This is a genomic window from Rhodococcus parequi (assembly GCF_046042785.1).
In the GTDB taxonomy this organism is placed as follows: domain Bacteria; phylum Actinomycetota; class Actinomycetes; order Mycobacteriales; family Mycobacteriaceae; genus Prescottella; species Prescottella parequi.
Genome location: NZ_JBDLNV010000002.1, coordinates 470,127 through 484,736, shown reverse-complemented (window position 1 = coordinate 484,736; position 14,610 = coordinate 470,127). Strand labels below are relative to the sequence as shown.

Here is a 14,610-nt window from a genome sequence, read left to right as displayed (position 1 = left end):
CCTTCACTCGGCGAATCGCAGGATCGCCGCGGCGGGCACCTCGTCGGGCACATCGCCCGATCGCACGGCCAGCACCTTGGCGCCGGTGAGCAGGGCCCGCCGGGCGATCTCGTCGACCACGCCGTACTCGTGGTTGCCGTTGAGCTCGGCGAGCTCGACGGTGCCGGTGTCCGGATCGACCGTGCCCGGCACGATGCCCTCGATGTCGACGAACAGCGTCTCGACCCGCCCGAACGTCGCCGATCGCGCGACATCGGAGATCTCCACCTGCGCCCGGCCCTTGGAGCGCAGCTCGTCGAAGTGCTTGCGGGTGTCCGCGAGTTGCCGAGCGTAGTACCCGTCGAGGATCGTGCGCGTCGTCTGGGCGATCTGCTCGTCGGTCATTTCCTCCGGATTGCCTTGAATGCCTTCGTCGAGCAGCTTGTGGTAGTTGTTCACGGAACGGTAGATCGAGGCGGTCGGTTCCGCGGCCGCCAGGATCAGCGGAATGTCGCGTCCGGTCAGCACGCTCCGCAGTTCGTGGTCGATCGCACGGGCGTACTCGCGCACTCGGAGCTTCTTGCCCTCCTCGCCCTGCACCCGTGCGGGCGCGCGGGCGGGTGCAGCTCGCCCGGTCCCGGCGGCCGCCGCGGATCCGCCTCGACCGTGCACGCGGCCGCCGGTGGTCCTGCCGAGCGACGACACGCCGGCGTAGCTCGCGGCGTCCTTGGGCAGTCCCGGCACTTCGACCTTCGACGGCGGCTGGTCGGCCGTGACCTCGATCAATCGGACGGACCCCTCGGCCAGGGCCAGCACGTACGCCGTCTGCGGGAAGGTCACCGTGCGCAGCAGCGGCTTGATGTAGAAGCGGTCGCTGACGATGGCGCACGCTCCGAGTCGGTTGGGTAGGCGGTAGCGCCGCACCCGGTCCGCGGTCGCGAGTACGACGAGCGTCCTCGCCTGATACCACCAGAAGGCTTCGTCCTCGATCAGGTCGTCGAACGCTTGCTCGAACGCCACTCGTTCCTTGTGGTCGTCTATCTGTTCGAGTGCGGACTTGACCTGGTTCGTGAATTCGATACGACTCTTGCCCGGATCGTGGATGTCGTCCTCGGTGGGCGTGTAGATCGAGATGCAGGTCCCGCCCTCCACCTCGGCGAGCCGTCGTACCTCGGCATGACTCGGAATATCGCTGTAGAGCATTCCTCGACCTCCCGATAGTTGGTCGCCTTCAGCGTACCCAGGACGACGTCGTCCTGGCAGGGGTTTGTCGCTGGTCCGGACGGCGGGGGCGCAGCATCGGACTCCGCCCGGTGTGTGGAAGAGGCTCTGGACCGACCCGGCGTCGAGCGGGTAATGATCTGGGGCAGTTGACACTTGGAGGAGATATGGGACAGCTCGCAGGTAGGGCGGCGTTCGTGACGGGCGCGGCGCGTGGACAGGGACGGGCGCACGCCCTCGCGCTCGCCGCGGAGGGCGCGGACGTGTACGGCATCGACATCTGCGCCGACATCGCGACGGTGCCGTACCCGCTGGCCACGGCTGACGAGCTCGACGAGACCCGTCGCCTGGTGGAGGCGCACGGCGTCCGGTGCCGGACCGCGGTGGTGGACGTGCGTGACGGCGCGGCGGTGGATGCGGCCGTCGAGGCGGCGATCGGCGAGCTCGGCAAGATCGACATCTGTGTCGCGAACGCCGGGGTCTGTGCGTTCGCGAAGACGTGGGACCTCACCGACGACATGTGGGACGCCGTCGTCGACACCAACCTGACCGGCGTGTTCAAGACCCTGCGGGCGGTGACGCCGCACATGATCGAACAGGGGTACGGACGCATCGTCGCGACGTCGTCGATGGGTGGGCACACCGGCATCCCGAACCTGTCGCACTACGTCGCGGCGAAGTGGGGCGTGATCGGACTGGTGAAGACGCTGGCGCTGGAACTCGCGCGCCACGGCATCACCGTCAACGCGGTGTGCCCGGGTTCGGTGGACACCCCGATGGTGCACAACGAAGCGTTCTACGGGCTGTTCGCCCCCGACGTCGAGAACCCGACCCGGGACACCGTCGAGCCCCGATACGCCTCGATCACGCCGATGCGCGTGCCGTGGGTGGCGCCGGAGGACATCGCACACGCCGTGCTCTACCTGGTGTCGGAGCAGGCGCGCTACGTCACCGGCACGTCGCTCGACGTCAGCGCCGGCAGTTCCGCGCTGATGCCCTGACCGTCGCCGTGACCGCGGCGATCAACGGATGCCGAACAGGTCCACGGCCGCGGCGACGGTCCGCGCGACGACGTCGGCCCGGTCGGGATCGAGGCCGTGCCGGCCGCCCTCGACGAGCACCAGGGGATGCGCGGCCGGGATCAGGTCGAGCGCCGTCCGCATCTCGTCGGGGGTGCCGAACGGGTCCCGGTCGCCGTGCACGAACAGCGACGGATTGCGTAGTTCCGGAAGGTGTTCGGTGCGCTGTTTCTCCGGCTTGCCGGGCGAGTGCAGCGGATACGACAGCAGCACGAGGCCGTCCGCGAGGTCGGGCCGCTCGGCGGCGAGCATCGTCGACTGGCGTCCGCCGTACGAGTGCCCGGACAGGATCAGTGGGCCGTCGGCGAGCTCGCGGACGGCGTCGGCTGCGGCGACGATGCCCTCGCGGTCCTCGCCGGCTCGGGCCCGGTTCGGCGGGCCCGACGATCGGCGCCGGAACGGCAGGTTGTAGCGCAGCACCAGGAAGCCGCGTTCGGCGAATCCGGATGCCATGGCCTGCAGCAGCTTTGCGTCGAGATCGCCGCCCGCTCCGTGTGCGAGAACGAGCTTGCCGACGGCGTCGCCGGCCGGACGGTGCAGGTATCCGAACACGTCGTCGGTGTCGAGGAGGACCGGTTCGTCGAGCGCGCTCATGACTGTCGAGGTTACCGTGGAGGAATGTCGCGACTGCGGGTGCTCGTCACCGGGGCCACCGGTTACATCGGTGGGCGCCTGGCCCCACGCCTGCTCGCCGCCGGGCACGACGTTCGGGTGATGGTGCGGTCCCCCGAGAAGCTGCGCGACATCCCGTGGGCGAAACAGGTGGAGATCGTCCGCGGCGATCTCGCAGATCCGGAGTCGCTGGCGGCCGCGACCGACGGCATGGACGTCGTGTACTTCCTGGTGCACTCGATGGGCGGTTCCGAGGAGTTCGTCGAAGCCGAGCGCCGGGGCGCGTCCAACATGGCGGAAGCCGCGCAGGCGAGTGGCGTCGGACGCATCGTCTACCTCGGTGGGCTGCATCCGGACGCCGCCGACCTCTCGCCGCACATGCGCTCGCGCGCGCAGGTGGGCCGGATCCTGATGGACTCCGGGGTGCCGACGATGGTGCTGCAGGCCGGCGTAGTGATCGGCTCCGGGTCGGCCTCGTTCGAGATGATCCGGCACCTGTCGAACCGGCTGCCGGTGATGACGACCCCGAGGTGGGTGAACAACCTGATCCAGCCGATCGCGGTGCGCGACGTCCTGTACTACCTGGTGGCGGCGGCCACCGCGCCCCTGTCGCGCAGCCGCGCCTACGACATCGGTGGTCCCGACGTCCTCACGTACGGCGACATGATGAAGGTGTACGCCGAGGTCGCGGGGCTACGGCGCCGCCGGGTGCTGGTCCTGCCGGTGCTCACGCCGCGGCTGGCGGGCCTGTGGATCGGGCTGGTGACGCCCATTCCGAGCGGGCTGGGCCGGGCGCTCATCGAGTCGCTGCACAACGACGCGGTCGCCGCCGATCACGACATCGACGAGGTGATCCCGCCGCCGGAGGAGGGGCTGACGTCGTACCGCCGAGCCGTCCAGCTGGCGCTGCGCCGGATCGAGAGCGGCGAGGTGGAAACCAACTGGGCCAACGCGTCGCCGGTGGGTGCGCCGTCGGATCCGCTTCCGTCCGACCCGGACTGGGCGGGCGAGGCGGTCTACACCGACGAACGCAGCGCGGGGTGCGACGCGGACGCCGACACGTTGTGGCGGGTACTCGAGAGCATCGGTGGTGAGAACGGTTGGTACTCCTTCCCGCTCGCGTGGGTGATCCGCGGCTGGCTGGATCGGTTGGTGGGCGGTGTCGGGCTCACGCGTGGGCGGCGAGACGCCCGACACCTCAACACCGGTGACCCACTGGACTTCTGGCGGGTGGAGGAGATCGAGCGCGGCCACCTACTGCGGTTGCGGGCCGAGATGCGCACGCCCGGCGGGGCGTGGCTCGAGTGGCGGGTCGTCCCCGACGGGCCGGCCCGCTCCCGGCTCGAGCAGCGGGCCATCTTCTTCCCGAAAGGTATTGCGGGCAGGGTGTACTGGTATGCGATCCTCCCGTTCCACGGGGTCATCTTCAAGGGCATGCTCGCCAACATCACCGGCACGGCGCAGCGGGAGTACGAGGCGGCCCGGAAAGAGCATTGACGGTGCGGTCGTGGCGCCGACGGATGACGGCTCAGCTGCCGTGCCGGTTGCCGTCGCTGCGGGTGCGCTCGAGGACGAACCGGTCCACGGGGCGCAACTGTGCGAAGGGTCCGTCGAACGTGTAGTACGTGACCGTCATGCGGGTCCTGCCGCCCGGGCGGGTTCCGGGGTCGACGTCGAACGCCGCGAAGCCGTGGCCGTTCTCGCGGTCCTGGACCGACGCCCAGGGGGCGTCCTCGCCGAGCCAGATCGAGTCCTTGTGACCCGGCAGGACGGGGCTCTCCTCGTCGCTGCGGGCCACGATGACGCGGGCCTCGGGACGGTCGAAGAGGTCGCCCTCGGAGGTGGCGAAGTTGCCGCCGCCACCGATCACCATGTGTACGGTGCCGAGATCGGTGTCGACGACGTCCTGGCGGGTGGACGCCGGTTGCGGTGTGGCGGTGTCGTTTCCGGAGGCACCGCGCACGGGGTGCGAACGTTCGTAGTGGTGTTCGTGTCCGCAGACGACGAGGTCCACGCCGTACTGATCGAAGAGCGGCCCCCACGCCTGCCGGACGCCGAGATCGCTGCCGTTGCTCGCGCGGGCGCTCGAGATCATCGTCTGGTGCATACACACGACGATCCAGTCGATATCCCGGTCCGCGCGTGCAGCTTTCAGTTCCGTCTCGAGCCATCGCTGCTGCGCGCCGTGCGAGTAGCCGCGGATGTAGGTGTCGCCCGCGTCCTGGATCGCGACGTCGTCGTTGCTGAGGCTGATGATCCGCACCGACCCGGCGGTGAACGAGTACCACAGGCCGCGGACGGACGGGTCGGCCCCGTTGGACGGCAGTGCGAAGGTGTTCTGAAACGCCGCGAAGCCCAACGGACCGTTGCCCTTCTCGTTCTCGTGGTTACCAGGGCAGGGCATCCAGGGGCGGAATCGGGTGGATCGACTGTTGCCGATGAACCAGTCCGACCACGTCGGTGTGCGCGGCTGGCCGAAGTAGGCGCCGATCGCGGCGTAGCTGAGATCGCCGTTGACGAGGTTGAACAAGGGTGCGACCCGCTCGATCGCCTGCACGATGTCGGCCGACGCCTGGCTGCCGACGTTGCTGCTCGTATAGACGGGGTACGGGCCGTTGCCTCCGGGCGTGCCCGGCGGGAACGACTTGGGCTGACGGAGATTGACGGTGCCCTGATCACCGAAACTGGTGAAGGTGAACGGTTGTCGACCCCCGGGTCCGGTCGTGAACACCCCAGACTCGGGCGTCGCCCCGTTGTGTGTCGCGAAGTACACGTACTGCGTACCCGGCGAGAGCTTGTCGAGGCGGGCGTGGTGTGCGAACAGTTCACCGCCGTCGACTCCGTCGCGGTACCGGGTCGTCTCCGCGGCCACCGAACGGCCGGGACCTCCGGAGAGGGTGCCGAATTCGACGCGGGGCCTGTCGACGGCGGTCGGCGTGATCCACGAGACGACCATCTCGCGTGCGGCGTCGGTACCGAACTGCAGGTGCAGGCCGGTCACGCTGGGCGCGCCGATCGCCCCGGTCTGCTGCCAGAAGTCCGGCGACCAGCTGCCGGTGGCGCGAGCGGGTGATGCGAGCCCCGTCATCAGGCCGGCGCTCAGCGTCGCCGCGCCACCGAGGAGGGCTGTTCTTCTGCTGAATTCCACGGCTTACGTACCTTTCTGGGTGGTTGGTGCGTGGAGCGGGCTCGGACGCCCCCTGCCGCCCGAGCCCTGTGGGCCTACGCGTCGGACGACATTCCCGGCAGCACGAGGATCTTGACGTGTTCGTCGGGAGCGCGCAGTGCGGTGAAGGCGTCGGCGACCCCGTCGAGGCCGACCCGGCCCGTGATGATCGCCTCGGCGTCGATCTCACCGTCGGCGAGGCGCTGCAGCGTGATGTCGTAGGCATTCTCGTACGGCCCGTGCCCGAAGTTGATCGAGATCCGGCGGAACTGCCCGACGACGGGAACGATCGTCTCGTCCGCGAACGGCGCGGCGAGCACCTGGATCCGCGAATTGAACGGCAGCGTGTGCAGTAGTTCCCCCAGAACCCCTGCCCGGCCGCTGCATTCGTAGGCGATCAGGATGCCGTTCGCGGCCTGTCCGACGAGTGAACTGCCCTCGGCGACCAGCTGATTCCACACCTCGATCGGGTCCTGCTCGGCGGGGTCGACGACGATGTCGGCACCCATTCTCTTGGCGAGTTCGCGACGTTTCGGGGACGGCTCCGACGCGATGACGACCTGCGCGCCGCGGGCCTTCGCGGCGACGATGGCGCCGAGTCCGATGGTCCCGCAGCCGATGACGAGGGCCGAGTCGGCCGACGTCAGGCCGGACTGCTGCATGTGCATCTCGCCGACGTGGAGCGGTTCCGCCAGCGTCGCGTGCTCGAGCGACAGGCCGTCGGGGACCTTGCGTACCCAGAACGCGTCGACGACGACGTGATCTCCGAACGCGCCGTGGTACTCGTTGGAGTAGCCGATGATCGTCGGGATCCCGGTGGTGGTGTCCGTCGCCAGGCCGATCCCCGCCACCCGGTCGCCGATCGCGAAATCGTCCACTGCCGAGCCTGTCTCGGAGACGATGCCCGCGTACTCGTGGCCCAGGACGACGGGGCGATCGGGATCGAAGGTGGCCAGGGGGTACCCGCCCTTGTGTGCGACGTCCACGAACCGGCACGGGTCCTTCGACATGCTCAGGTCGCTGCCGCAGATTCCGCAGGCGACGACGGCGATGCGGATCTGGTGCGGTGCCAGGGGCGGGGCATCGGCCACCTCGGTCACCGCGAACGTGCCCTGCTGCAGTTGCGCGGCTCTCATGCTCGGACGCCCCCTGCCTCGGCGGGCCGACCGTAGTAGTCGGTGTGGGCCTTGGTGATGGCGCCGACCAGCCCGCCGATCAGGTAGTCGCGATTGTCCTCGGCGAACTGCAGGCTCGCCTCGCGTCCGACGTTGCGCCGACGGAAGTGCGGGACCACCTCGGACGCGAACAACTCGTAACTGCGCTTGGTGTCCTGCCAGCTCGCCATGTCGACGTGCAGGATCAGGAAGGTACCGAACCCGCCGGTCTTCTCGACGAGTCGCTCGATCTGGGCGATCGCGTCGTCGGGCGTGCCGATGATGGCCTGACCGAACTCGCCGAGCGTGTCGTTGCGCCACTGGTCGATGATTCCGGCCGGCGTGTCCGCCCACGCCGGGTGCTGTCCGGTCTGTCGGTTCACGTACGAGGCCATCGATCCGATGCGCCGGCTCACCGCACGCTCGGCGTCGGCCCGCGTCTCGGCGAGGAAGATCGGGTTGACCACACGCCATGTCGAGCGGTCCGCGCGGTGACCGTTCTCGGCCGAGACCTTCTCGTACACATCCCAGTTGCGGTCCAGGGCATCGAATCCGGTGGGCGAGCTCGCCGCCAGCGAGAGCAGCGAGAGCCCGTGTGTTCCGGCGAGCACGGAGCCGTTGGGGGAGATCGTCGAGGCCGTCACGGTCTCGATGCCGGCGGGGTCGTAGGTGGGCAGCTGGGCGCGGGCGTCGCGCAACGTGAACCAGTCGGTCTCCATGTCGACGACCTCGCCCCGCAGCAGCGCGAGGATGGCCTCGAGCGCCTCGCCCTGCCGACGGCGCTGGTCGGACGGATCGATCCCCATCATGTGGGCGTCGAGCGGGATCTTACCGGGGCCGGTGCCGAAGATCAGCCGGCCGCGAGTCTGCAGATCGAGTTGGGTGATGCGGTCGACGGTGATCAGCGGGTGGTGGTACGGCAGCGACATCACGCCCGTGCCGAATCGCAGGCGCTCGGTGCGTTCGGCGGCGGCCGCGATGAACACGTCCGGTGCGGGCACGATCTCGGCCCCGGTCGAATGGTGTTCACCCATCCAGGCCTCCTCGAACCCGAGGTGGTCGAGGTGTTCCATGAGATCGATGTCGCGCCGTAGTTGGAGCGCGGGATCGGCGTTCAGCGGGTGGTAGGGGGCGAGGAAGGCCCCGAACCGAATCGACGATGAGGACCACACGTTGACATCTCCTGTCGGCGGGGGAGTGAGCTGACTCACTCGCTCTGGTCGACATGTCTAGCATGGATCAACTGATCTAAAAAGGATCAGTCTTCAATGGCGTCCATTTCTTGTAAGGCCTCTCCGTGCATCAACTTTGGTATTGACAGCGAGGTCTCGTTGTGGGAATTGTTGAATCAACTGATCCAACAATGAACCGCCGACGGAAGCGGCGGAGGACCTCGCCTCGGGCGTCGACACGACCACCTGCCAAGCTCGTCGCATGACCGTCTCCAAGCAGAACCGGCAGGGCAACGCGACCCGGACGCGGATCGTGAGGACCGCCGAGCGCCTCTTCGCCGCCGACGGGGTGGATGCGGTGTCGGTGCGTGCGGTGAATGCGGCCGCGGGCCTGGGGCCCTCGTCGGTGAACTACCACTTCGGGACGAAGGACGATCTGCTCGCGGCGGTCCTGCTGGACATGGGCGCCGCCGTGCGGGACCGGATCGGCGCCAACGTCGACGCCCTCGCGGAGGATCCGGAGCCCGCGGGTGTCGAGGCGCTCGTGCGCGCGGTGACCGATCCGTACCGGGATTTGCTGTTGCGCCATCGGGTCCGCGGGATGCGGTGGTTGAAGATCGTCACCCAGATCGCCCCGCAGGGGCACGTCGCGCTGGACGTGACGGAACAGCATCTGCGGGACCGGTTGCTCGTGCAAGTGCGCCGGACATTCCCGGACACCGATGCCGCTCGCCTGGAGGCGCGGTGGGCGGTCGCGCTCATGGGGTTCCTGCAGGCCCTCAGCCGGGCGGACGAGTGGGGACCCGATGACCCCGGCTCGGCCGACCGGCGGCTGATCGCCTTCTACGAGGACCAGGTCGTCTACCTGATCGGCGGTGTCGGACTACTGCTCGGCTGAGGGCGGTGCCGGCGGGAACGCGGCACCGCCCTCGGCCGGTGTCCGGTCAGACCGTGCAGAGCGGGGCGATGTCGGAGCGTCCGCCGGTGGTGGGCGAGGTGAGCACCAGGCACGAGTTGTAGCCGCGCGACTCGACGACGCTGCGGATCTGCTGCCAGCCCTCGGCGCTCACCGCGGGGGTGCGCGAGAGCACGAAACCGGACACGCGCGCCGGGTCGCCGACGAACGCCCACGAGTAGTCGTCGGCGAGGTAGGTGACGACGTAGTTGGTGGGGCCGTCGGGCGAGTTCTGGAACGGGACCGACGGGAAGCTCACGTGCAGCTGGGCGTTGGTGACCGGGTCGTTGACGCGGGCATTGCCGACGATGCCGTTGGTGCCGCCGCTCCACGTGGTGCAGGTGTTGTTCACGCTGACGTTGGACGCATCGAGCACGCCGTACGTGGCGCGGGTGTCGCGCGCGCAGTCCAGGTTGAACGGCTGCGGCACTGCGGCCAGCTGGTACCAGGTGCCGCCGTAGCGGGCGACGTCCAGAGAGGGGATCGGGGCGAGCGGCTGCCACAGGTCGGCGGACCCGATCGGCTGGGCGGCGGCGGGGGCGGCGGTGACGACGGCCGCGGCAGCGGTGGCGGCGAACAGTCCGGCGGTGAGCTTCTTCGCGACAGACATGGGTGGTCCTTTCCGGGGGAGGCGGTCACTCGGTATTCGGTGCCGCCTCCGGCCCGGATCGGTCGGAAGATCAACTTTCTTTTCAGCGGTGCAGCAGGTTGGCGCCCGCGATGATCGCTTCCCGCGCCGACGCGTTGCAGTCCTCGGCGATGGCCATCGCCCAGCGGCGCTCGCCGTCGTGCTCGGCGAGGATGAACGTCGCCGTGCCCTCCGAGGTGCGCTGCTGGTGGAACGACAGGATCTCGAGCTGGAAACCGGCGTCGAACAGCATCGACGTGAGCGCCGCGATGGGGCCGGTGGCGGTCGCCGAGGCCGACGAGATGCGATCACCGAGCCCGAGGGTGGCGGTGAAGGTGTGCCGGCCGGCGCCGAGGTGCTCCGACGTCCAGCTGCCCAGACGGACCGGGCCGCCGGTGGGGGCGAAGCGCTGGGCGAACTCGGTCCAGCTCAGGCCCTGGGCCTGGGTGCGCAGGTCGCGCGGCAGGTGGGTGCCGAAACGCTGGAAGAACGGATCGTTCGAGAACGTGGTGGTGGCGAGAGCCTGGGAGGTGCGCATTTTCGGGGGTCTTCCTGAAGTGAAGGAAGGACCGACAAGTAGATAGCTCAACGACCCGCAGCGAGGGGTCGGTCCGAATCAGACCCCGCTACGGCGGTGAACTACTACCTGGATGCGCTGCATGACCGAGGAGTCTAAGCGCGACTTCCGGAAACACGCAACCCTCCGGGTGGACCTCAGCCGCGGACGCCGGTGATCTCGTCGGGGGTGTGCGGCAGCTCGGCGGTGGTGGTGACCTGGCCCTTCTCGTAGTCGACGGCGTGAATCCGGTTGGTGGCGGGATCGGTCACGTACGCGGTGAAGCCCTGCACGAACAGCGCCGGCCGCGCCGTCTGCCACTCCTGCGGCTCGGTCCACGGGTCGAGCACCGGGACCGTGCGGAGCGTCGCGCCGGAGTTCGGGTCGAGCACGTGCAGCGCGCCGTCGGTGCCGAGAACCAGGGCCTCGCCGAACACCCCGCGGCCGAGCGACCGGAACGTGTAGCTGGTGCCGATGTCGACCAGGCGCAGCTCGCCGGTGACGGTGTTCGTCAGCGACACCCGCGTCGGACGCTCGAGGTCGGCGTCCGGGTCGGTCTTGTAGTCGCCGAGCACCACGGCAGATTCCTCCGAGCCGGCCTGGTTGCCGATCCGCCCGTACGGGTCGGGGCTGGTGACCTTGGTGATCGCGCCGTCCCGGTAGATCAGCAGACCGTCCTGGCAGCCGAACACGACGGCCTCGTCGGCGGCGACGGCCTCGCCGTGCACACCCGGACACTGCTCGTTGCGGGCGATCTCGGTGCGGGCCGCGTCGTAGACGACGATGCCGCTGCGGGTCTTCGCGTCGCCGAGCGTGGTGACGAGTCCGCCGTCGGCCAGTTCCACCGCGACGCCGTGGTGCGCGACGGGCGTGGTGAACGTCGTGGTCTGCGGCGTGCCGTCGGCGAGGGCCGCCGGATCGAACGACTCGACGCGTCCGGTGCCGTCGTCGAACAGGACGGTGCGGCCCGCGTGCCGCACGACGTGGCCCGGCTTGTCGGCGCCGAAGGTGACGTCGGTGAGGGCGGGGGCGGCGGTGTAGTGGTGCGCGTGGTCGCCGTGCGCCTCCGACCACGCCCCGGTGTCGAGGACGCGGAAGCCGTCCTCGGTGGAGACGATCACGTGCCGCTCGTCGCCCGCCGGGCTCAGGCGGTTGAACCCGCCCAGCTCGGATTCGCCCACGACCGAGAGAGATTCGGCGTCGAGGACGAGGATGCCGCCGTCGTACGTGACGGCCAGTCGCGGCGTCGCGGCGCGGGCCTGCGCCGGTTTGGCGGAGGTGGACTCGGGGCTTGCGGCCGCTGCCGCGGTCGCTGTGGTGGTGCCGTCGTCGGTGCTCGAGCAGCCGGCCAGTAGGGCCGCGCACGTCGCGACGGACACGGCGAGGGTGAGGCGTCGGGGCGTGGGTTCGATGCGAATCATGCCGCAAGTTCTATCGGGTAATGAAAATCATTGTCAAAGGTGAAAGTGTGCATTCATGCATATGACCGCCCCCGTGGCGCGTTACTGTGCCCCCGTTTCCATCCGGGCCGAGGACGGAACATGAGCACAGCGTTATCTGCCACCGTGAAACGGCCCCTTCGATCGGGGACAATCGCCGCTGTGACGCTGACGGTGCTCGTGGTCGGCTGCTCGTCGGGCGGTGACGCGGCTCCGGTGAGCGAATCATCAACGAGGGCAGCCGATCTCGCGAACGTCACCGTCCCGGACGCCTACACGGGGCTGGTCCTCGCCCCGACCGGCGATCCCACGTTCCCGTTCCTGGGCAGCGACGGCAAGTATCACGTGGCCTACGACCTGCAGCTGGCCAATGCGACGCCGGTCCCGGCGACTCTGGACAAGATCGACGTGGTGGAAACAGGCGCTGCTCGATGAGGTCTGAACGCGGACGACTACATCTTCGGCACGTACTTCCAGGACAAGCTCGCCGCCGCGGAACCGCGCAAGGGTCAGCTTCCGCTCAACCTGGCGATCGTCGGCTTGCCGCCACACGACTGATCCCGGACCTACTCGGGCAAGTCTGTAGCCCGGGGGGCGACGTCGCGGGTGCTGCTCGATTCATTTATTGTACTGCAGTACATTCTTTTTTGTAATGCAGTGCAAAAGTAAAGACCCAAGATCCAACCAAATGAGCGCAATCTGGCGACGCTCGCAAACCTGGCATTCGTGCAGGTGAGGCGAGTGAGAACCCCTCCGGGTGAGAATCCGAAAATGGCCGAGCGTTTGATAGGTCAGGAGGCCCTGGAGCGGGCGCCTCGAAGATCGAGAAAATTGCCGGCCGAAAATACGGTGAATCGACGCAAGTCTCGCTTTTCGTGGTCTGTTCTCGTGCGCATCACGATGCTGCGTCGGGACCCGGCCAGCGACATGATGCACGTTTCTCCATGAGAGCTGTCGCGCTGACTGGGAGACCCGTTTCACACCCGCAAGATCAAGAGAATGGTTACCGCATGTCCGTTTCTTTCTTCACTGCCCTGCGAACGTTCGTAACTGATTTCGCGCCGATTCTGGGAGGCTCCCTGGACGGACTGAACGCGATGTCCATGGACTCGGCCTCGACCGGATCGGAGTAACACGTTGCTTTCCATCGCTGAAGCCACCAGCTCGCTGGGGCAAACAGTCACTCAGATGATCCCCCTGCTGTATTCCACAACTATCGGCAGATTCGTGTCGTTATCGCTGGGCGTGAACGTTTGACTGTCAAGGACAATCGAAGGGTGAACGACTGATGTCGCTGCAAGACTTTTTCATGGACCTGCTGATCGTCGGTGCCGGGTCCTGGTTTGGAAACGGCACCCCGAATGGTGTCGGATCTAACCAGCTTCTGTTCAACTTCCTCAAGGACCTGTCGTAAGGAGACTCTGAAATGTCCAGCGATTACTTCGACGGTTTCTTGGATGGGCTGCTCGGGCTCGGAAACGCAGTCTTTGTCGGGTTGATTACCGCATCGATGGAAGGCGCCGGCTGGTCGAGCTTGAATTCGGCCAGCGCCGGAGCCTGACCTGACGTCACCTGCGCTCGACGGCCCATCCACCGTGCTCGGCGGCGGCGACAAGCGAGCCCCAGGAGGCGGTGGAGTGAACGGCCACATGGTGGGGCCGGCACGCTAGCCGTGCCGGCCCCACCGACGTTCAACGGCAGTGGCGGGTGCCTGGGTGTCAGTCCGAAGCCGTGCCCACGGCCCCGCCGAGATGGCGGGCGAAGAACCGGGCCGAACTGTCGCGCTCGTGCTCGGGCACCTGGAAGTACCTGCCCGGGTGGGCGTGCAGGGCCTTCTCGGTGGAGGCGAACGCGTCGAACAGGGCGAGCCCGGACGCGCGGTCGATCTCCTCGTCGTCCCACGGGATGCGGTACTCGACCGGGACGGTGATCCGTCGCGCCACCTCGATCAGAGCGTCGTTCACGAACACCGCACCGATGCTCAGCGCGGCGATCCGGGGGTCGGCCGCCGCCAGCAGCAGCCCGGTCGTGACCCCCAACGTCATTCCGCCGTAGCCGATCTGCGCGTCGGCGCCGATCTCGGGCAGCGCCTGCAGTGCGTCCAGGGTCGCCTGCCACTCCGGTACCGCGCGCTCCGCCACTGACATGTTGTGCTCGACGACGATCGGGGCGAGGGGGTCGCCCGTCGCCCGGGCCCGATGGATCGCGTCCACCCGCCGTTGATCCTCGGCGTTTCGAGGTCGGTCGCCGTGCCCGGGTGCATCGATGGCAGCGACGGTGAACCCGTGGGCGGTGACGCTGTGCAGTGCGCCGGCCACCAGTCCCGGCGCCCGCTTGTGCATGCCGCCGGAATGCCCCGACAGCAGCAGCGGTCCACCGCCAGATCCGGATTCGGGCGACCAGAGCACGCCGGTGATCTCGTCCAGCGTGAAAGTGCGTTCGACGACACCGTTCGACGATGTCTCGGAAGTGAAATGCATGGTGTGGCCTTTCGGGAGTTGCCTTGAATTTCGGCGCTCCCGGCGACACCTACGTCAATCGCCCGACCGTGCACACGAGTGGGAGCACCCACATGTTCGTTGCGTACATGGGTCTCACCTCCTGGCGTGAAGTCACGGTCGCGGACACGCTAGCAACCGGCGTCGAATC

The 14,610-nt window shown here is 68.2% G+C and carries 15 protein-coding genes; 6 read left to right on the top strand and 9 right to left on the bottom strand.

Annotated features, from left to right (window positions below):
- Positions 1–3: 3 nt before the first annotated feature.
- A complete protein-coding gene (locus tag ABEU20_RS06415; protein WP_420163562.1) occupies positions 4–1,182 on the bottom strand; it encodes a baeRF11 domain-containing protein in 1,179 nt (392 codons plus the stop codon).
- Positions 1,183–1,367: 185 nt separating this feature from the next.
- Here ABEU20_RS06415 and ABEU20_RS06410 point away from each other — a divergent pair, with 185 nt between their 5' ends.
- Positions 1,368–2,201: a mycofactocin-coupled SDR family oxidoreductase gene (locus ABEU20_RS06410; protein ID WP_420163561.1), complete on the top strand. Its 834-nt coding sequence runs from the start codon at positions 1,368–1,370 to the stop codon at positions 2,199–2,201.
- A 21-nt stretch (positions 2,202–2,222) separates the two neighbouring features.
- On the opposite strand, the gene ABEU20_RS06405 is transcribed toward ABEU20_RS06410, so the two are convergent.
- Positions 2,223–2,873, bottom strand: a complete 651-nt coding sequence (locus ABEU20_RS06405; RefSeq protein ID WP_420163560.1) for an alpha/beta hydrolase family protein — start codon at positions 2,871–2,873, stop codon at positions 2,223–2,225.
- A 24-nt stretch (positions 2,874–2,897) separates the two neighbouring features.
- On the opposite strand from ABEU20_RS06405, the gene ABEU20_RS06400 reads away from it, so the two are divergent.
- Entirely contained in the window at positions 2,898–4,388 is a 1,491-nt protein-coding gene (locus tag ABEU20_RS06400) for an SDR family oxidoreductase (RefSeq protein ID WP_420163559.1), read from the top strand.
- Between the two features lie 31 nt (positions 4,389–4,419).
- Here the strand turns inward: ABEU20_RS06400 and ABEU20_RS06395 are convergent, their stop codons facing one another.
- The 3 genes from ABEU20_RS06395 to ABEU20_RS06385 form a co-directional block, all read right to left on the bottom strand.
- Positions 4,420–5,979 (bottom strand): purple acid phosphatase family protein, encoded by a 1,560-nt coding sequence (locus ABEU20_RS06395; RefSeq protein ID WP_420163914.1) that lies wholly within the window; start codon positions 5,977–5,979, stop codon positions 4,420–4,422.
- 134 nt (positions 5,980–6,113) lie between these two features.
- The gene (locus ABEU20_RS06390; RefSeq protein ID WP_420163558.1) at positions 6,114–7,193 is read right to left on the bottom strand and encodes an alcohol dehydrogenase catalytic domain-containing protein; all 1,080 of its coding nucleotides are present in this window, start codon (positions 7,191–7,193) and stop codon (positions 6,114–6,116) included.
- Positions 7,190–8,383 (bottom strand): LLM class flavin-dependent oxidoreductase, encoded by a 1,194-nt coding sequence (locus ABEU20_RS06385; protein WP_420163557.1) that lies wholly within the window; start codon positions 8,381–8,383, stop codon positions 7,190–7,192. The genes ABEU20_RS06390 and ABEU20_RS06385 overlap by 4 nt, the downstream gene beginning before the upstream one ends.
- 262 nt (positions 8,384–8,645) lie before the next feature.
- On the opposite strand from ABEU20_RS06385, the gene ABEU20_RS06380 reads away from it, so the two are divergent.
- A complete protein-coding gene (locus ABEU20_RS06380) occupies positions 8,646–9,281 on the top strand; it encodes a TetR/AcrR family transcriptional regulator (RefSeq protein WP_420163556.1) in 636 nt (211 codons plus the stop codon).
- A gap of 46 nt (positions 9,282–9,327) precedes the next feature.
- Here the strand turns inward: ABEU20_RS06380 and ABEU20_RS06375 are convergent, their stop codons facing one another.
- From ABEU20_RS06375 to aztD, 3 genes are all read right to left on the bottom strand, one after another.
- Positions 9,328–9,948 carry a lipocalin family protein gene (locus tag ABEU20_RS06375; RefSeq protein WP_420163555.1) on the bottom strand — a complete coding sequence of 207 codons (621 nt, stop codon included), beginning with the start codon at positions 9,946–9,948 and terminating at the stop codon, positions 9,328–9,330.
- 82 nt (positions 9,949–10,030) lie between these two features.
- The gene (locus tag ABEU20_RS06370) at positions 10,031–10,504 is read right to left on the bottom strand and encodes a 2-isopropylmalate synthase (RefSeq protein WP_420163554.1); all 474 of its coding nucleotides are present in this window, start codon (positions 10,502–10,504) and stop codon (positions 10,031–10,033) included.
- Between the two features lie 176 nt (positions 10,505–10,680).
- Positions 10,681–11,943 (bottom strand): zinc metallochaperone AztD, encoded by a 1,263-nt coding sequence (gene aztD, locus ABEU20_RS06365; protein WP_420163553.1) that lies wholly within the window; start codon positions 11,941–11,943, stop codon positions 10,681–10,683.
- Positions 11,944–12,123: 180 nt separating this feature from the next.
- On the opposite strand from aztD, the gene ABEU20_RS06360 reads away from it, so the two are divergent.
- The 3 genes from ABEU20_RS06360 to ABEU20_RS06350 all read left to right on the top strand — a co-directional run bounded on the left by ABEU20_RS06360 (position 12,124) and on the right by ABEU20_RS06350 (position 13,522).
- Positions 12,124–12,396 (top strand): hypothetical protein, encoded by a 273-nt coding sequence (locus ABEU20_RS06360; RefSeq protein WP_420163552.1) that lies wholly within the window; start codon positions 12,124–12,126, stop codon positions 12,394–12,396.
- Between the two features lie 853 nt (positions 12,397–13,249).
- Positions 13,250–13,375: a hypothetical protein gene (locus tag ABEU20_RS06355; RefSeq protein ID WP_420163551.1), complete on the top strand. Its 126-nt coding sequence runs from the start codon at positions 13,250–13,252 to the stop codon at positions 13,373–13,375.
- A 12-nt stretch (positions 13,376–13,387) separates the two neighbouring features.
- Positions 13,388–13,522 carry a hypothetical protein gene (locus ABEU20_RS06350; protein WP_420163550.1) on the top strand — a complete coding sequence of 45 codons (135 nt, stop codon included), beginning with the start codon at positions 13,388–13,390 and terminating at the stop codon, positions 13,520–13,522.
- Positions 13,523–13,679: 157 nt separating this feature from the next.
- On the opposite strand, the gene ABEU20_RS06345 is transcribed toward ABEU20_RS06350, so the two are convergent.
- Complete coding sequence (locus ABEU20_RS06345) at positions 13,680–14,441, bottom strand: dienelactone hydrolase family protein (protein ID WP_420163549.1); 762 nt, start codon at positions 14,439–14,441, stop codon at positions 13,680–13,682.
- Positions 14,442–14,610 lie beyond the last annotated feature (169 nt).